Genomic DNA, 17,632 nt, shown 5'->3' on the forward strand with positions numbered 1-17,632 from the left:
TATTACTTACTTTGATGAGCCATCTCCCGCACGCGCACCACCGTGACCGTACACGGCGCTTTCGAGGCAACTTCCGCCGATACGCTGCCGAGCAGAGCGCGCTTTGGTGAATTGGCTCGGGCGCCCATGACGATATGGTCGACACTGTTGTCGCGGGCATAATCCAGGATGGCGTTGGCGGGTGAGGTGCTTTCCAGCACGTGGCAGGTAATTTGCGGCTGGTCCTTCAACGGCGCTGCCCATTGCCGCAGCTTGCCAAGGCGGGCGACATGCTTGTTATTGCCCTCGTCGTCCAGATCGTTGTCGAGGTTGAGCCGGGCGATTTTCAAAATATTCAGGCAAGCAAGCCGTGCGCCGGGTGAGCGCGCCATGATGCGCGATACCGTCAGCCGCATGGCTTCCGTCAACTCCGTCGAGGTTTCGCCAAGGTCGAGGGCGACGACAATGATCGGCGCATTGGCCAGGGCCGCCGTGGCGGTTTGCGGTTTCAGCAATTCGATCGGGTCGGGGTTGAAGCGGCGTTTCAAAACCTCCGCCAGTCCGTCCTGCTTCAGCTTGTCAGCCCGGGCTGTCAGAGGAACCGCTGGCAGATCCTTCAGGTCCAGCGCCAGTTGGGCCGCGGTCGGCGTCCGTCTTGCCGGGTTCACCTCCAGGCAGCGCAAGATGACTTCCTGAAATGCTGGAGAGATCGCCGGGTTCAGCGCCCGTGGCGGCACCGGATCGCGCCACAGCCGGCGTTTCAATCCCTTCAGCCGTTGCGGATCGCCAAAGGGTCGTTTTCCAGTGGCAAAGAAATACATCAGCACGCCCAGCGCAAACAGATCGGAGCGAAAATCCGAGCGAATGCCCAGGATCTGTTCAGGCGCCATATAAGGTGCGGTGCCATAGGGCAGGCGAAATTCCTCGTTCACCAGATCTGGCAGGTCCAGATGGCGCGCCAGGCCGAAATCCACCAGCACCGCTTCGCCGCTGTCACGAAACAGGATATTCGAGGGCTTGATGTCGAGGTGAACCACGTGCTGGCGATGCAGGTCCGCTAGTGCCGTGGCGATCCGTTCACCCATTCTTGCCACTTCATCTACACTGAGCGGCAGGCTGTCCAGCAGCGGATAGAGCGATTTGCCCGGCAGTCTTTCGACCACCATGTAAGGCAGCCGGGTGAAATCACCATTGGCAACAAACCGTGGCACATGCGGGCCGGATATGCGCGGTAGGATCATCTGCTCCATTTCAAAGCCGACGATCATTGCCGGGTCGATACCACCGCCCATTTCCGGCACTTTCATCAGCAGCGGGAAAAAATAATCCGGGTGGGTCACGGCATAAAGCCGCGCCATGCCACCCTTATGCGCCTGCTCAACCACGGTAAAACCATCGATCACGCTGCCGGGTTCAAGGCGGTTACGAGCCATGTCATCGTCCCCTGTAAAGCCGTGTGGCGAGCGTCTCAGTCAGGCCCGCAGCGCGGATGGCCGTTGCTGCGCCATCGATGTCATAGTTGACCCTGAGGAAGGTCAGCGTGCTCTTTGTCGTGTCGAGCAGGCCGAAGGCCGCCGCCGGATCGCCATCACGCGGCTGTCCGACCGAGCCGATCACGCCGAGCCAGCGCCGCTGCGCCAGAAGCGGAATGTCCGTTTGCGAATGGGGAACGAAGGTAGTGATCTTGTTTTGAGGAGGGGTGCCATGGGATGCTTGATTGTAAGACGCCAGCGCATAAAGCGTCGGGCGATGGACATGGCCGCAAAAACTGAGCCTTGCTGTGCAGGCGGCAAAATGCTGCGCTGCTGCGTCCGTATCAGTCACATAGTGAAAGGCCGAGGGAGAGGTGGCTTCGGCATGGACATAAAGCCGGTCTTCATCCCGCAGCATCATCGGTAGATTGGCGAGAAAGGTCCGCTGTTCTTCGCTCAGGACCTGCCGCGTCCAGTGAATGGCGGCGCGGGCCGTGTCATTGAGGGAAATGGCGGGATCGCTCACTGCCTGATCGTGATTGCCCCGCACCACCAAGGCACCTTGCTGCTGCAAAGCGCGGACCTTGTCGACGCAGTGGCCAGGATCGCCGCCATAGCCGACGATATCGCCTAGAATGACGATGCGCTCGGCACCGGCCTGCGCCGTTGCCTGCAAGACTGCATCAAGGGCCTGGGCATTGCCGTGGATGTCGGACAAAAGAGCAATGCGCATCGACCCTCCCCTGGCATCGCATCATCAGTACGGCCAACCATAAGCAGTTTGTTGAGGCCGCACCATTGAACTGAAGGTGGAGAGCATGAAAAACCCCTCCGGCAAGATGTGCGGAGGGGTGATTTGGTGAGGCTGTGCGCAGGTCTATTCCGGTCTGTTCAAGAATTGCTGCTAACCTGGCGAAAATGGTAATTTCGAGAACCGGAACGGAGCGTACTTTACGTACGTGAGTACCGGAAGCGCAGAAATTGCCATTTGCAGACGGTCAGCGGCGATTCTTGGATAGGCTGTTAGGCAGCGCGAACGATATCGATCAGTTCGACTTCGAAAATCAGATCCTGCCCGGCGAGCGGGTGATTGGCATCGATCGTCACCACATCGCCTGCCACATCGGTCACAGTGACAATCAGAGGTGTGCCATTGCCGCTCTGGGCTTGAAGCCGTGTGCCGGGTGCCACATTGACATTGGCGGGGATCAGGTCGCGCGCCACCTGCTGAATTTTCTGCGGATCATGCGGGCCATAAGCTTCCTCGGCAGGCACCGTCACCCGCTGGCTGCGCCCGACCTCCATGCCGTCGACCTGCCGTTCCAGCCCTGAAATGATCTGGCCGGAGCCGATTTCAAACTGAAGCGGATCGCGGTCGCGCGACGTGTCAAATTGCGTGCCATCCGGCAGCAGGCCGGTATAGTGGATGCGTACGGTATCGCCATTTTTCGCTTGCGTCATGGTAATGTCCTTTCGTCTCAAGGGAGGCACAGGTGCAATGGCACGCTATTGCCTCCTTGAAGCTTCCTTTTCGCCAGGCCATGTCCGGGACGTCCCGGATGGCTTTAGCGGAAGCGATTCAGCCGACACACGGAAAATTCGTGAGTTGCATGACGACTATCGGAGTGTTCACACCCAAAGGTGCAAGCCTTAACAAAGGTAGGCCTGAAACGCGGCAGATCAACGGCAGCGAGGTAAAAACCGGCATAAAACCTGGATTTTCTATTCCGCAGCGCTCCGGCGGGGGCTGGAGACCTGGGTAATATAGGCCCGCAAAGCCGCTGGACGGACGGGCTTATGCTGCACGGCAATGCCCTGCCGTTCAGCCTCCGCCCGCACGTCGGCGGTGCGGTCGGCGGTAATCAGCAGGCCGGGTACCGGCTGACCGTAGAGCGCGCGCAGGCGCAGGATTGCGCCGATACCACTACCATCGCCCAGATGATAGTCTGCGATGATCACATCCGGTGCCACAGGATTGTCGCTGAAGGTCGTGTCGAGATCGGTGACCGAGCCTGCGGTTATCACTGTACAGCCCCAACCGCTGATCAGCAGCCGCATGCCATCCAGAATATCCGGTTCATTGTCGATGCACAGGATGCGTAGACCGGTAAGACTGCTCCGCAGCGCGGTCGCGGTCGCCAAATCCTCAGCGGGCAACGGAGCCTTGGCGCTCTTTTCGATCGGCACCGTGACGCGAAAACTGGTGCCTCGGCCAGGCCGGGATTCCAACGCCACCGTCGCTTTGAGAACCCGGGCGATACGATCGACAATCGACAGACCGAGCCCAAGCCCGCTGGCGGTTTTGATGCCTTCATCCAGCCGGGCGAATTCCTTGAACACGGTGCGGAATTTCGATGTCGGAATGCCGATGCCCGAATCCGTCACCTGGATGATCACCTGGCCGCCACGGCGGCGCACACCGACCAGAACCTTTCCCGAGGGCGTGTATTTGATGGCATTGGAGACTAGATTTTGCACCAGTCGGCGCAGGAGATTGGCATCGGAGCGCACGCTGAGCGTGGTCGGCAACACCACCAGTTTCAGGTTTTTCTCCAGGGCCATCGGCTCGAAATCGGTCCTGATCCGCTCCAGCAGGCCTTGCAGGGGGACGGTGGCAAAGCGCGGCTTCATTGCGCCTGTATCCAGCCGGGAGAGATCCAGCACCGCGCCAAGGATCTGTTCGACCGATTCAAGGGCAGAATCGATATTGCGCACCAGCCCGGCATTTTCCGATTGGCCCAGCCGTTCCACCAGGGCCGAGGAATAGAGCCTTGCGGCATTGAGCGGCTGGAGAATGTCGTGACCGGCGGCGGCAAAGAACCGGGTCTTGCCGATATTGGCCTCGTCGGCGCTGGCTCGGGCTTCGGCAAGTGCGGTATTGACCCGCATCAGTTCCGCCGTGCGCTCGCCCACCCGCTGTTCCAGCGTTTCATTGGCTTGTTTCAAGGCCCGGTCCGCCGCCACTTGCGGGGTGATGTCGGTGAAGGTTGCCACCAATCCCTTGTCGGGCAGGGCGTTGCAGCGCACTTCGATGATCTGGGACCCCTCGCTCAACACCAGTTGGAAGGGTTCATCGAGATGGTGGAAATTGGCAAGAACGCCCGCCTCCTCCTTGGCCGCAATGGCGCCGCGCTCCGTCAGCCGATGGACAATCGTGCTGAGTGGTACACCGACCTGTCCCATTTCGTCGGGCAGATCGAGCAGGCTTCGAAACCGCCGGTTCCAGATGGTCAATCGGCTGCTGCTGTCGAAGACCGCTATGCCCTGGTCCATTTGAGAGAGCGCGGTTTGCAACATATCCTGGTTATAATGCAGGGCCTCGCTTGCCTGATCGAGCAGCCAGGCGGTATCGGCGGAGGTATCCTCGGCCTTTTGCAGCACTAGCGACAGGACCAGGCGGGCCGAGGCCGAGCCGATGGCGCTGCCCAGCAATTGCTCTGTGAAATGGATGAAGGCCATGTCCGCGGGGCTATCGTCTTCCAGCCGGCGACCAGCATCGCGCTCATAGCTTTTCAGCGAGCGTTCCATCCGCTCCTGACCGAGATAACGGGCAATCGCCGTCTTCAGGTCGCCGATGCTGACCCGGGTTTTCCAGCCCTTGGTGGCAAATTGCGAACGTTGGTGCCGACGCACGAATATGCCCGACTGGATGCGCTCGACCGGGCGGGGGTTGCGACTGAGACTGCCAAGCACGAAGGCCAATAGGTTGATCAGCAAGGACAGTACGGTCGCCGTCAGCAGCGGATCGGCCCCGGCGCGGCTGAAGGCATCGACACCCGGAAACAGGAAGGACAGGATATCCGGGGCCAGATCCTTATGGGCATCAAGCCCGAAGCTCGGCAAAAGCAGCGTGTAGATCCAGGTGAGAAAGCCCAGCGAAAGGCCAAGGATTGCGCCCCTAGCATTGGCCCTGCGCCAGATGAGCCCGCCCAGCAGACAAGGGGCGATCTGGGCAATGGCGGCAAAGGCCAGCAGGCCGATAGAGGCAAGGCCTCGGTCATCGCTGGCCAGCCGGAAATAGGCATAGCCGAGCAGCAGCACGCCAAAAATCGCCAGGCGGCGAATGAGAAGCACGGTCTTGGCCAGGCTTTGTGAGGCCTCAGGTCCGTGCCGGAACCCGCGGCGCAGCAGAACCGGCAAGACGATGTCGTTGGAAATCATGATGGCCAGCGCCACCGTTTCGACGATCACCATGGCGGTGGCGGCGGAAAAACCGCCGATGAAGGTGACGAGCGTGACGAAGGGCAAATCATGGGTAAGCGGCAGGGAAAGCACATAGAGATCGGCATTGCCGGTGCCATTGAAGGCCAGAAGCCCGCCAATGGCGGCTGGCAACACGAAGAGATTGATGGCGATCAGATAAAGCGGCAGCATCCACCCGGCCCGGCGCAGTTCCCGATCCGTGCGGTTTTCGACCACGCTGACATGGAATTGGCGCGGCAGCATCAGGATGGCGAAGGCAGAGAGTGCAATCAGCAGCAGCCAGCGGCTGAGCGGCGTCTGATAGGCCAGCGCTTCCATCACCCTCGGGCTTTCGGTGGCCGCGCGCCAGAGATCCGCCGGTCCATCGAACAGGAAGAACACGACAGTGATGCCCAGCGTGCAGAAGGCCAGCAGTTTGACCACCGATTCCATCGAGATCGCCAGGATCAGCCCATCCTGATGCTCGGTGGCGTCCGTATGGCGTGTGCCGAAAATGGCGGAAAAGCAGGCGAGCGTCAGGGCAACGATCAGCGCCAAATCGACGAAATAGAGATTGCCGGTGCCGATGCCGTAGCTGGCCGGATCGACCATGACGCCGACTGAATTGGAGACGGCCTTCAGTTGAAGTGCGATATAAGGAATGGAGCCGGCCAGCGAAATCACCGTTACCAGCATGCCGACAATTGGGTTCTTACCATAGCGGGCGGCGACGAAATCAGCGCCGGAGGTCAGCTTTTCGACCTTGGCGATCTCGATCATCCGGCGGATCAGCGGTAAGCCCAACGTCAGCATCAGGATCGGGCCGATATAGATGCCCATGAATTCGAGGCCGCGGTCCGCCGCCAAGCCGACGCCGCCGAAATAGGTCCAGGAGGTGCAATAGACCGCCAACGACAGCCCGTACACAAGCGGACGCCCGCCCACCGGTACGCCATTGCGGCGGCTTCGCCTGTCGCCATAGCTTGCCACCGCAAACAGCAGCAGCAGATAGGCAATCGATGCCGTGATGATCAGCCATGCCGGAAGCATCGCTTGCCCCTCCCATTCACGTGCCTCTTATAGAGCACTGTCACTTTAAGCCATGCCGTCGCCTTTTAAAATCGGGGGGCTTGTTGGCAATAAGTCGAAACCGAAACGGAATTTGCGCGTTAAAAAGACTGTTGGATTTTGGCATTTCCGCTGAAACCGGCAATTTGGGCTTCTAAGGCAAGTCTTTATGAGGCATCTATGAAATCATCCAGGTGAATGGAGGTAGGCAAATCATGAAGGGGACAGGCGTGTTCAAAGAATTCAAGTCGTTCATTGCCAGAGGCAATGTCATGGATCTGGCCGTTGGTGTCATCATTGGTGGCGCCTTCGGGTTGATCGTTACCTCGCTGGTCAATGATATCGTCATGCCGGTGGTTGGCGTAGTGTTCGGCGGGTTCGATTTTTCCAATTATTTCCTGCCGCTCAGTGACAAGGTCACGGCGCAGACGCTGGCGGAAGCGCGCAAGCAGGGCGCCGTGTTCGCCTACGGCAATTTCCTCACTGTCGCCATCAATTTCGTCATTCTGGCCTGGATCATTTTCCTGATGGTCAAGGGGGTCAATGTTCTGCGCAAACAGCTGGAACATGATGAAAAACAGGGCAAGCCCACACCGCCGCCCCCGGCAGACGTCCTGCTGCTGACAGAGATTCGTGATTTGCTGAAGGCACAGCAGAGCAACGGGGCTGAGGCGTCTTCAGCACGTATTGAACCAGGCAAGCCTTGATGTTTCGCTGCCTGCTGCGCTGATAGAAAATGAGGCTGACCGAAAAGCAGTGAAACTGATAAATTGCGTTGCATTTGCAATGAGGTAGAGATGGCCTCGGTCCTTGGTACAGGGGTTTCCACGGGCCGAGGCCATCACCAGAATCGATTGGTCAGCCACTCTTTCTCATAGGATTTTCTCCGGAGCTTCGGTTATGAACGTTGTTACTAAAGGAGTTTGTCCATGTCTTTGCCTGCCGGTCCATCCCTGATTTCCAGCCTTAGCCATCGCGCCACGTCCGCGCCCGAAAGCGGTATTGTCGAGATCATCAATTATGCCCGTGGGCGCGATAATCTCCTGCCGCTCTGGGCCGGGGAAGGCGATCTGCCGAGCCCGGATTTCATCAATCGGGCCGCAAGCGACGCACTTCTGGGCGGTGAGACATTCTATACCTGGCAACGCGGCATTCCCGAGCTGCGTCAGGCGCTCTCTGATTACTATCGGCGGCATTTCGCCGTCAGCCTGCCGAGCGAGCATTTCTATGTGACTGGCTCCGGCATGCAGGCCATCCAGCTCGCCGTACAGGCAATGACCGGGCCGGGCGACGAGATGATCTACCTTTCCCCCTGCTGGCCCAACATCGTCGCCGCCATCGAAATCAGTGGCGCGAAGGCTGTCGGTGTGGAGATCGGCTATGAGCATGGTGCCTGGCAGCTGGATCTCGGGCAGATCGAAAAGGCGATTACGCCTAAAACCAGGGCGCTGTTCATCAATACGCCGTCCAACCCGACCGGCTGGACGGCCAGCCTCGATGATCTGCGCGCTATTCTGGCGCTTGCCCGCAAGCATGGTCTTTGGATTCTGGCGGATGAAATCTACGCGCTTTACTATTTCGCTGGCCCATCCCGTGCTCCGTCCTTCCTGGATGTGATGGAAGAGGGTGACCGGGTGATGTTTGGCAATTCCTTTTCCAAGAACTGGTCGATGACCGGCTGGCGGGTCGGCTGGCTGGTGGCGCCACCGGAAATCGGTCAGGTGCTGGAAAACCTCATTCAATATTCCACTTCTGGCGTGGCGCAGTTCATGCAGCGCGGGGCGGTGGCAGCCTTGGACCACGGCGATCAATTCGTCGCCGAAAACATCCAGCGGGCGCGCACCTCGCGCGATATCCTGCTGGATGCGCTGATCGCCACCAACCGGGTTCGTTCCGTCAAGCCGGATGGCGCGCTTTATGCCTTCATGGAAATCGATGGCGTCACCGACAGCCGGGCGGCGGCCATGGATATCGTTGATAAAACCGGCGTGGCGCTGGCCCCTGGATCGGCGTTCGGGGCAGGGGGTAGTTCGTTCCTGCGCGCCTGCTTCCTGCGCGATCCACGCCAGATCGAGGATGCAGCTGCACGGTTGAGCGATTACATTGCCCGGCTATGACGGTTTTTTTTATTCAACATCGAAGGGTTGCATTAAGGCCATTTTAGCCCTTTCTATAGAAGTCTGGGCCGCTTTGCGGCCAGGCCTGGCGATTTTAACGGGTTGAAAAACCCGAGGAGATTAGCTGTAGCCAGAGACGAGGCTGTAGTGGGGCGGTCATGGCAATCTTGGTGACGGGTGGCGCCGGTTATATCGGCAGCCATATGGTCTGGGCGCTGGTGGAGGCTGGCCACGAGATCGTGGTGCTGGACCGGCTGTCCACCGGCTTTCGCTGTGCCGTTGCGCCCGGCGCGCGCTTTTATCTCGGCGATATTGGCGACCGCGACCTGTTGCGCCAGATCTTCGCGCATCATGCCATTGAGGCGATCTTTCATTTTGCAGGCTCGGTGGTTGTCTCCGAGTCCATCGCCAATCCGATGGACTATTACACAAACAACACCGTCAATTCCTCGATCCTGATCGAGGAAGCGGTGCGGGCCGGTATTGGCAAACTGGTTTTTTCGTCCACGGCTGCGGTCTATGGCGCGCCCGTCGAGGATCGCCCGGTGCGCGAAACCGATCCGCTGAAACCGCAAAGCCCTTATGGTCAATCCAAGCTGATGACCGAACTGATGCTGGCCGATACGGCCCGCGCCCATCCGGATTTTCGTTTCGTCGCCCTGCGTTACTTCAACGTCGCAGGCTGTGATGCTAAAGGGCGCATAGGCCAGTCCACAAAGGGCGCCACCCACCTGATCAAGGTCGCTTGCGAGACGGCACGTGGTCTTCGCTCCCATATCACGGTGTTCGGAACGGATTATCCGACGCGGGATGGCACGGGGATTCGCGACTATATTCATGTCGACGATCTGGTCTCTGCCCATCAACAGGCGCTTGCCTATCTGCAAGATGGTGGCCCGTCGCTGGTGGCTAATTGCGGCTATGGTGACGGCGCTTCGGTGAAAGAGGTCATCGCGGCGGTGGAGCGGGTTGCGGGCCAAAGACTGCCGACTGTCTTTGATGCGCCGCGCCCTGGTGATGCCGCCTGCGTGATTGCCGATCCAGGCCTTGCGCGCCAGCGTCTGGGCTGGATGGCTGAAAACCCGGGACTGGATGCGATTGTGCGCACCTCCCTCGAATGGGAGAGACGCTGCCTGAGCACGCGCGCAACGCCACTAGAGTTTGTCAGGGAAAAGTGGAAACCGGTTTTCCCGATAAGACAAACGAAAACAAAGGAATCTAGAGTCTGTCTGGTTCAATATGAACCTGACAGACTCTAGGCCACGCCGCGCAAAGGCTTGCAGGAGCTTTTTAACCGAAACCCCCAACCAAAGAACAGCAAACACGCTCCAGTTTGACGACAGTTTCCCTCGCTAGGGTTGCCCGGTAGGTAGACCGTCGTTCTGTTCAGGATCGGCGGCCCTTCCGTATCGTGATCGGGCATGATCTTTTCCGCAAGTTCTCCAGTTTGCGCATCCTGCCCGCTTGCGTGGGAATTCTGCGTATGAAAACAAAGGCATCCGGCCGTCATCCGCTTGAAACCGGACAGGCGGGGAATGGGTAGGGTAGGCAATGGTCGGCACGGAGATTGGGCGATGAAGGCGGTTATCCTGGCTGGCGGTCTCGGCACGCGGATTTCCGAAGAGACCCATTTGCGGCCAAAGCCGATGATCGAGATCGGCGGGCGGCCGATTCTCTGGCACATCATGAAGCTCTATTACGCTCATGGCATCCGCGAATTCATCATCTGCTGCGGGTTCAAGGGCTACATTATCAAGGAATATTTCGCCAATTACGGGTTGCATATGTCGGATATCACCTTCGATCTCTCCGATAACCGGCTGGAATTTCACCGCAAGAGCGCCGAAAACTGGCGCGTGACCCTGATCGATACCGGTGAAAGCTCAATGACCGGGGGACGGCTGAAGCGGGTTGCTTCCTACCTCAAGGATGAGGAAGCGTTCTGCTTTACCTATGGCGACGGCCTTTCCGATCTGGATATTTCCGCCACGCTGCGGTTTCACAAGGAGCATGGCAAGCTGGCGACAGTGACCGCCGTGCAGCCGCCAGCCCGCTACGGCGCCCTGAAAATGGACGGACCGATGGTGCGTGGCTTCGTGGAAAAGCCGGTGGGCGAGGCGGGCTATATCAATGGCGGTTTCTTCGTGCTGTCACCCAAATGCATCGACCGGATCGCTGGCGATGACATGCCGTGGGAAGCCGAACCACTGACCAGCCTTGCCGAAGACGGCGAGCTTTGCGCTTATCTGCACAACGGTTTCTGGCAGCCAATGGATACGTTGCGCGACAAGAACCATCTGGAAGATCTGTGGGCCGGTGGCAGCCCGCCATGGAAGAGCTGGTGATGATGATCGACCGACAGTTCTGGGCCGGAAAACGGGTGCTGCTGACCGGTCATACCGGCTTCAAGGGCAGCTGGCTGGCGCTTTGGCTGACGCAAATGGGCGCCCACGTCAGCGGTCTGGCACTTGCGCCACAAACAACACCCAACCTCTGCGACCTGCTGACCGATCATGATGCTCACGCGAGAGACGGCATTTGCGATCTGCGGGATCGTATTGCCGTGGCGGCTGTTGTTGCCCGGATAAAGCCGCAGATCGTCTTTCATCTGGCCGCCCAGCCGCTGGTGCGGCTTGGCTACCGCGATCCCGTGGCGACTTTTGAGACCAATGTGCAAGGCACGGTGCATGTGCTGGAAGCGCTTCGGGTGTCGCAGGATGTGAAGTCCATCGTCGTCATCACAACCGACAAGGTCTATGAGAATGCCGAGACCGGCAAGGCTTTTGTCGAGACCGATCCGCTTGGCGGTCATGATCCCTATAGCGCCAGCAAGGCGGCGGCGGAGATCATCGTCTCCAGCTACCGGTCTTCGTTTTTTGCAGCACGCGGCGTCGGTCTTGCCACGGCGCGGGCCGGCAATGTCATCGGCGGTGGCGATTGGGCTGAGGACCGGTTGATCCCGGATGCGGTGCGCGCCTGGAGCCTCGGTGCGCCGCTCGATGTGCGCCGCCCTAACGCGGTCCGCCCCTGGCAGCATGTGCTAGAACCCTTGGCAGGTTACATCGCCATGGCGCACCATCTTTGGCATGATCCGGCTTCGCTGACAGCGTTGAATTTTGGCCCTGACCATGCGGGTGCTGCCTCCGTTGCGGATGTTCTGGCTCTGGCCGTCAGGCATTTCGGCAGCGGCGAGGTGGTGCTGGGCGATGGCAGCGATGGTCCTCATGAAGCCGGCTATCTGATGCTCGACAGTTCCAAAGCTTGCATGACACTCGGCTACAGGCCGCTCTGGGCGCTGGAGGAAACGGTGGCGCGCACCATGAACTGGTATCGACGGCTCGCCGCCGGCGCATCGGCCAGAGAGTTGTGCCTTGCGGATATCGCCGATTACACCCATGGTCTCGGCATGGATGTGAGGCAGGCGGTATGAGCCAACGTTTCCAGCCCGAAGACACCGCGATCCCCGGCCTGACGCTGCTGACCCGCAGCCGGTTTGGCGACGAGCGTGGTTTTCTCAGCCGGTTGTTTTGCGGTGAAGAGCTTGCGGCCTTTGGCTGGCCGGGCCCGGTCTTGCAGGTCAATGAAACCGGAACGGCACAAAAAGGCACCGTGCGCGGCCTGCATTTTCAACATGCGCCTTTTGCCGAATGGAAACTGGTGACTTGTGTTGAAGGGACAATCCTCGACGTGGCCGTGGATCTGCGCCAGGGTTCACCGAGCTTTCTCCAGCATGTCAGTGTCGAACTGTCGGGCGACAATTGTCGCTCGCTGCTGATCCCGCCGGGCTTTGCGCATGGTTTCCAGGCGCTGAGCGATACGGTGCGGATGATCTACACCCATTCTGCGCCTTACCGTGCGGAGGCCGAGGGTGGGCTTCACCCGCAGGATCCACGGCTCGCCATCGCCTGGCCCTTGCCGGTTGAGCGCCTGTCTGCGCGAGACCAGAGCCATCCGCTGATAGAGGCTGATTTCGAAGGACTGATTGCATGAATTGCCGTCATTGCGGATCGCTTCGGATGCGACCCTTTCTCGACCTTGGCACCGCGCCGCCCTCCAATTCCTATGTGAAGGCCGAGGAACTGGCAAAGCCGGAGCTTTGGTATCCGCTGGTCATCCGGGTCTGCGAGGACTGCCTGCTGGTACAGACCGAGGATTTCGCCGCCCGTGAAACCTTCTTTTCCCATGATTATGCCTATTTTTCCTCGTTTTCCTCGTCCTGGCTGGCGCATGCCAAATCCTATGTCGAGGCGATGACGGATCGCTTCGGGCTTGGCGAAGGCGCGAAAGTGGTGGAAGTGGCTGCTAATGACGGCTACCTGCTGCAATATGTGCGTGAGCGCGGCATTGCCTGCCTGGGTGTGGAGCCAACAGCCAGCACGGCCCGGGCCGCTCGCGACAGGGGTATTGATATCGTCGAAGAGTTTTTCGGCGTGGAACTGGCGAAAAAGCTGGTGGCCGACGGCTGGGCCGCCGATCTGACCGCCGCCAACAATGTGCTGGCACATGTGCCTGACATCAATGATTTCGTCGCAGGCTTTGCCCATCTGCTGAAACCGGCGGGGGTTGCAACCTTCGAATTTCCACATCTGATGAATATGATCGCGGAACGTCAGTTCGACACGGCCTATCACGAGCATTATTCCTATCTGTCGCTGCTGGCTGTTGATCGGATTTTTGCCGCCAATGGCCTTGTCGTGTTCGATGTGGAAACCACGCCCTGGCATGGTGGCAGCCTAAGGGTGCTGGCCTGCCGGGCCGACAGCAAGGCTCATGTCCGCACACCGGCTGTCGAGGCGATGCTGGCGCGTGAAAGGGCGGCCGGTCTTGACGCCGTGACCGGCTATGACGGTTTCCAGGCAGAGGCGGAAGCCGTGCGCGATGATTTCCTGTCCTTCCTGATCGACTGTAACCGGAAAGGCCTGTCTGTTGCCGCCTACGGTGCAGCAGCCAAGGGCAATACGCTGTTGAACTTCGCCGGCATCAAGGCTGGTCAGATCGGTTTCGTTGTGGACAAAAATCCGGCCAAGCAAGACCTGTTCCTACCCGGAAGCCGCGTGCCGATTGTTTCGGAAGAGATCCTGAAAACCCGCAAACCTGACAGACTGGTGATCCTCCCATGGAATCTGACGGCAGAAATCAAACAACAGCTTTCCTATATCGCCGATTGGGGTGGGAAATTCGTGACCGCGGTGCCGAACCTGACAGTCCATCCATAACGGCGGACGCCACCATAACGCAGGAGAGCCAGCAGATCCTGCCGAGAGACACGCTGCCACGTCCCGGCGATACAATCAGCGCCAAATAGTGGCTGGCACAAAGCGTAGATCCAGGAGACCCTCGATGACCGACAAGCCAACCCTTTCGATTTGCGTGCCTTCGCGCAACCGGCAAATCTATTTCCAGAAGACCATTGCGGGACTGTTGCGCAACACGCGTACCGATGTCGAGTTCATTTTTACCGACAATTCTGACGATCCCACCGTGATGAACGATTTTATGGCGGACCTCGCGACGGATAAGCGTATTGTCTATCTTCCTACAACCGATCGTGTCCTGTCGATGATGGACAATTGGGAGCGGACGATTCATGCCAGCCGAGGCGAGTGGGTGGTGTTCATCGGCGACGACGATTTCATCGAGCCTGATGTTGCCGGACTGATCCTGCGGATTGACGAGATCAATCCGGATATGGAGGCATTATCCTGGGGAGTTTTGAATTATTCCTGGCCGGTTGAAGGAGAAGCGGTCTGTACCGTGGTTGTGCCGTTTGACCGAACCGTCATGCGTTTACCCAGGGCAGAGCTGATGCGCCGGATGTTTGGCTGGCACGAGTCGACATCCGTTCCAACGTCGGGCTTTTCCATTTACCATTCCGCTATCAGGCGAAGGCTGCTGGATCGGATCTATGCCAAATATCATCACCGTTACTTTGAGCATCCGGTGGTCGACTACGATATTGCGATGAAAGTGATCTGTGAAGCGCAGGACTTCGTCGTGTGCCAACGGCCATTCTCAGTGCTCGGAGCCTGCCCCCAGAGCAATTCTTTTTCCATCGGCCGCTTGGAAGACACCAAGATGCGGGCCAAAATTTTCATGGACGAATTCGGCAAGAATTTTGAAGAAGACCCGACACTGCGGGATTTCCCATTCAGCTCCTTTTTAGGCTGTACGGCGACCATTGGCGTCACCCAGCAATGGTTCCGGAAGACTTATAATGTCAGCTATACGGGGTGGGAAAAAGGCTATGCAAGCGCCTGCGCACTCAATACCGAAGCCTATCGAGACAGGGAGGCCTTTGACATCATTCGCGCAGGTTACGAGACGGCCTTCCGCAATTGGCAGGGTGGAAGGTTTCTTTCACATTACCAACCGGTCTGGCGCGGCGATATACCCGTGACGCCCATGAGCGGTGCGACCTCTGCCGGGGTGATGGTGCTTGCCGATATCGCTGGGGCAACGTCCCCTGCCGAGCTTTGGGATGTCGTCTCGGCGATGATTGTGGCTCCCGACGATATTCTCGTCCGTCCGACAGGCTTGCGTCTGCAGAACGAAGAGGAGTTTGCCACCAACGAACTTATGCGGCTCGAAGGAAATATGCGTGTTGCCAGTTCTGAAAAAGCAGCTCCCGGCAAGCCGGTTGCCATGCGCAATGACCGACACACCAGAGGCCGGCGGCGCTGACCTTAATCGCCTCCCTTTCTTCAGAGATCGACCAAGTTATCTACCGTGCTACCTCACAGTCGTAGCGACTTTTCAGCCATCCTGACGGTGAGGTAATTTATTGCTCGTTTCCTTACATCGGCATCGATTTGAGGAGAAATTTATGCAGCAAATATAGAAAGCGACAACACCATGCATTTTATAAAACGCATGGTGTTGTCGCTTATCAAAGATCTTCCAGCCGTCACACCCGCCGCAGAAATCCATCGCGTGAAACGGTGATGGCGATTTTGTGCTCCAGCGCGTGGTCGTATTCAAGGTGCAGCGGCGTGCCATCGGCAGCCTTACGGCCTTCCTGCTCCAGGCGTCGCATATATTCCCAGACCGCGGTTCTGGGGTTGTCGCCTGGACCCCAGGGCCGTTCGGGATACATGCTTTGCGGCATGTCTTCCACCAGCGTATCCCAGACAGCGCAATAGGAGCCCTTGGAGACAAGCGGCGCATAAAGCTCCAGTTCCTGCAAGACATGCGCATGGGTATGGTTGGAATCGAGGAAAACCATGACCTTTTCGTAGCCTTTGGCTGCGTCCTTGACCTTGGCAATGATATCCGCAGCGACGGAAGAGCCCTCGATCATGCTGATCTTGTGGCTCATCGGATGGGCCTCGATGGCGGCACGGTTATGGGCGCGGATGTCGATGTCGATGCCGAGCACCTTGCGGCGGCTGGACTTGGGGTCCAGCATTTCGCCTTTTTCTACAGCCTCGCAATAATCGATCATTGCCAGCATGGAGGCGCTCATCACCAGTGAGCCGCCATGGGCTATGCCGGTTTCGATCACCAGATCCGGTTTGACCGACCAGATCATCTCCTGGATAGCATAGCTGTCCTGCGGGATCTGGATGATGGGCCGGCCGAGCCAGCTGAAATTATACATATAGCCCAGCGGTATGCATGTCTCGATCCAGCGATTGGACAGGTCGAGGAATTCCTTGCTCTCGCCGATCGACTGGATGTTACGGCTTACCAAAGCCTTGAAATCTTCGACAGTATTCATTGCGGGTCCGTTCAGTTATTGCCTGCCTGCGCAGACGCTAAGCCGCCTTACCTGCGTGAGCCTGACGTGTCTGTGGTGTAATGATGGTTGAATAAGCCAGGGTGTCCCTTGAAGACGTAAATCGGTTGGCGTCATATGGCGCGCAATGCGTTGTATCGGCGGGATCGACCTGAAATCTCCTTGGTCTGGGGTTTGCCGCAGATGAAAGATTGGAGTGACAAGGGATGGGCAAGACTATTCTGTTGACGGGAGCGACGGGCTTTGTCGGGAGGCAGATCCACCGTGCTCTGCTGGACGCCGGGCATAGCGTGGTGGCTGTCGTCCGTCCTCACTCCGCAAGCATTCTTGCGGTAGAAGGCCGTGCCGCGAGAGTGATCGAGACTGAGGATGTGTTCGCGCAATCGGTCGATTGGTGGGCGGCCCAGTGCGAGGGCTGCGACGCGGTCATCCACGCTGCCTGGTATGTGGAGGCGGGGAAATACCTGGATTCGCCGCTGAATTTTCACTGCGTTATCGGCAGTTTGGCCCTAGCGCAAGGAGCTACACGCGCTGGCGTCACTCATTTCATCGGCCTTGGCACCTGTGTCGAATATCGCTTGCCGTCGGACCATTTGACGGTGGATTCGCCCCTTGAGCCGAAGACACTTTATGCCGCTGCCAAGCTTTCCACCTACCAGATGCTGGACCGGTATTTCTCAGGTCTTGGTCTTGTGTTTTCCTGGTGCCGGATCTTTTATCTCTATGGGGAAGGCGAGCATCCGGCCCGTCTTGTGCCTTATCTGAGGCAACAACTTTCGCAAGGGCTCGTTGCCAAGCTGTCCAAAGGCACGCAATGGCGCGATTTTCTGGATGTGAAAGAGGCGGGAAAGATGATTGCCGGCGTGGTTGATACCGGACAGAGCGGCGCGATCAATATATGCTCCGGCAAGGCGGTCACCATTCGGACGCTGGCCGAACGCATTGCCGATGACTATGGCCGCCGCGACCTGCTGGAATTCGGCACGGCAGAGATCCATCCTGCCGATCCCCTGGCGGTGGTCGGTGTGTGCAATGTTGCGGTGATCAAGCCTGACTCAGGAGAAATGGCTCCCGGTTGA

At 58.6% G+C, this 17,632-nt stretch carries 14 protein-coding genes; 9 read left to right on the forward strand and 5 right to left on the reverse strand.

The window, feature by feature from the left end; translation table 11 throughout:
- Positions 1 to 2 precede the first annotated feature (2 nt).
- From ASB66_RS07585 to ASB66_RS07600, 4 genes are all read right to left on the reverse strand, one after another.
- Positions 3 to 1,412 carry a bifunctional serine/threonine-protein kinase/universal stress protein gene (locus ASB66_RS07585; protein ID WP_060716367.1) on the reverse strand — a complete coding sequence of 470 codons (1,410 nt, stop codon included), beginning with the start codon at positions 1,410 to 1,412 and terminating at the stop codon, positions 3 to 5.
- Between the two features lies 1 nt (position 1,413).
- Positions 1,414 to 2,184 (reverse strand): metallophosphoesterase family protein, encoded by a 771-nt coding sequence (locus ASB66_RS07590; protein WP_060716368.1) that lies wholly within the window; start codon positions 2,182 to 2,184, stop codon positions 1,414 to 1,416.
- 290 nt (positions 2,185 to 2,474) lie between these two features.
- Entirely contained in the window at positions 2,475 to 2,912 is a 438-nt protein-coding gene (locus tag ASB66_RS07595) for an FKBP-type peptidyl-prolyl cis-trans isomerase (protein ID WP_060716369.1), read from the reverse strand.
- A gap of 261 nt (positions 2,913 to 3,173) precedes the next feature.
- On the reverse strand, positions 3,174 to 6,683 hold the full coding sequence (locus ASB66_RS07600) for a PAS domain-containing hybrid sensor histidine kinase/response regulator (protein WP_114386352.1): 3,510 nt from the start codon (positions 6,681 to 6,683) through the stop codon (positions 3,174 to 3,176).
- A 248-nt stretch (positions 6,684 to 6,931) separates the two neighbouring features.
- Between ASB66_RS07600 and mscL the strand changes: the two genes are divergently transcribed.
- From mscL to ASB66_RS07640, 8 genes are all read left to right on the forward strand, one after another.
- Positions 6,932 to 7,408 (forward strand): large conductance mechanosensitive channel protein MscL, encoded by a 477-nt coding sequence (mscL, locus tag ASB66_RS07605; RefSeq protein WP_114386462.1) that lies wholly within the window; start codon positions 6,932 to 6,934, stop codon positions 7,406 to 7,408.
- 222 nt (positions 7,409 to 7,630) lie between these two features.
- A complete protein-coding gene (locus ASB66_RS07610; RefSeq protein WP_060716372.1) occupies positions 7,631 to 8,818 on the forward strand; it encodes a pyridoxal phosphate-dependent aminotransferase in 1,188 nt (395 codons plus the stop codon).
- 158 nt (positions 8,819 to 8,976) lie between these two features.
- Positions 8,977 to 10,077, forward strand: coding sequence for a UDP-glucose 4-epimerase GalE (galE, locus tag ASB66_RS07615; protein ID WP_081088890.1), 1,101 nt, complete (start codon positions 8,977 to 8,979; stop codon positions 10,075 to 10,077).
- Between the two features lie 315 nt (positions 10,078 to 10,392).
- Positions 10,393 to 11,163, forward strand: a complete 771-nt coding sequence (rfbF, locus tag ASB66_RS07620; protein WP_015914874.1) for a glucose-1-phosphate cytidylyltransferase — start codon at positions 10,393 to 10,395, stop codon at positions 11,161 to 11,163.
- Positions 11,127 to 12,248, forward strand: coding sequence for a CDP-glucose 4,6-dehydratase (gene rfbG / locus ASB66_RS07625; protein ID WP_234614243.1), 1,122 nt, complete (start codon positions 11,127 to 11,129; stop codon positions 12,246 to 12,248). Before rfbF ends, rfbG begins: the two co-directional genes overlap by 37 nt.
- Positions 12,245 to 12,808 (forward strand): dTDP-4-dehydrorhamnose 3,5-epimerase family protein, encoded by a 564-nt coding sequence (locus tag ASB66_RS07630; RefSeq protein WP_060716373.1) that lies wholly within the window; start codon positions 12,245 to 12,247, stop codon positions 12,806 to 12,808. Before rfbG ends, ASB66_RS07630 begins: the two co-directional genes overlap by 4 nt.
- A complete protein-coding gene (locus ASB66_RS07635) occupies positions 12,805 to 14,034 on the forward strand; it encodes a class I SAM-dependent methyltransferase (RefSeq protein WP_060716374.1) in 1,230 nt (409 codons plus the stop codon). Before ASB66_RS07630 ends, ASB66_RS07635 begins: the two co-directional genes overlap by 4 nt.
- A gap of 124 nt (positions 14,035 to 14,158) precedes the next feature.
- Positions 14,159 to 15,499 (forward strand): glycosyltransferase family 2 protein, encoded by a 1,341-nt coding sequence (locus tag ASB66_RS07640; RefSeq protein ID WP_060716375.1) that lies wholly within the window; start codon positions 14,159 to 14,161, stop codon positions 15,497 to 15,499.
- A gap of 223 nt (positions 15,500 to 15,722) precedes the next feature.
- Here the strand turns inward: ASB66_RS07640 and ASB66_RS07645 are convergent, their stop codons facing one another.
- A complete protein-coding gene (locus tag ASB66_RS07645; RefSeq protein WP_060716376.1) occupies positions 15,723 to 16,535 on the reverse strand; it encodes a cephalosporin hydroxylase family protein in 813 nt (270 codons plus the stop codon).
- A 224-nt stretch (positions 16,536 to 16,759) separates the two neighbouring features.
- Between ASB66_RS07645 and ASB66_RS07650 the strand changes: the two genes are divergently transcribed.
- Positions 16,760 to 17,632: an NAD-dependent epimerase/dehydratase family protein gene (locus ASB66_RS07650; protein ID WP_060716377.1), complete on the forward strand. Its 873-nt coding sequence runs from the start codon at positions 16,760 to 16,762 to the stop codon at positions 17,630 to 17,632.

This window comes from Gillisella vitis (assembly GCF_001541345.2).
Taxonomy (GTDB): Bacteria; Pseudomonadota; Alphaproteobacteria; order Rhizobiales; family Rhizobiaceae; genus Allorhizobium; species Allorhizobium vitis.

Bases quoted from the DNA above. Each gene is read 5' to 3' on its own strand.
- ASB66_RS07590 (WP_060716368.1), bottom strand. From the start codon at position 2,184: ATGCGCATTGCTCTTTTGTCCGACATCCACGGCAATGCCCAGGCCCTT.
- ASB66_RS07595 (WP_060716369.1), bottom strand. From the start codon at position 2,912: ATGACGCAAGCGAAAAATGGCGATACCGTACGCATCCACTATACCGGC.
- ASB66_RS07640 (WP_060716375.1), top strand. From the start codon at position 14,159: ATGACCGACAAGCCAACCCTTTCGATTTGCGTGCCTTCGCGCAACCGG.
- ASB66_RS07645 (WP_060716376.1), bottom strand. From the start codon at position 16,535: ATGAATACTGTCGAAGATTTCAAGGCTTTGGTAAGCCGTAACATCCAG.
- ASB66_RS07585 (WP_060716367.1), bottom strand. From the start codon at position 1,412: ATGGCTCGTAACCGCCTTGAACCCGGCAGCGTGATCGATGGTTTTACC.
- ASB66_RS07650 (WP_060716377.1), top strand. From the start codon at position 16,760: ATGGGCAAGACTATTCTGTTGACGGGAGCGACGGGCTTTGTCGGGAGG.
- ASB66_RS07630 (WP_060716373.1), top strand. From the start codon at position 12,245: ATGAGCCAACGTTTCCAGCCCGAAGACACCGCGATCCCCGGCCTGACG.
- galE (WP_081088890.1), top strand. From the start codon at position 8,977: ATGGCAATCTTGGTGACGGGTGGCGCCGGTTATATCGGCAGCCATATG.
- ASB66_RS07635 (WP_060716374.1), top strand. From the start codon at position 12,805: ATGAATTGCCGTCATTGCGGATCGCTTCGGATGCGACCCTTTCTCGAC.
- ASB66_RS07600 (WP_114386352.1), bottom strand. From the start codon at position 6,683: ATGCTTCCGGCATGGCTGATCATCACGGCATCGATTGCCTATCTGCTG.
- rfbF (WP_015914874.1), top strand. From the start codon at position 10,393: ATGAAGGCGGTTATCCTGGCTGGCGGTCTCGGCACGCGGATTTCCGAA.
- ASB66_RS07610 (WP_060716372.1), top strand. From the start codon at position 7,631: ATGTCTTTGCCTGCCGGTCCATCCCTGATTTCCAGCCTTAGCCATCGC.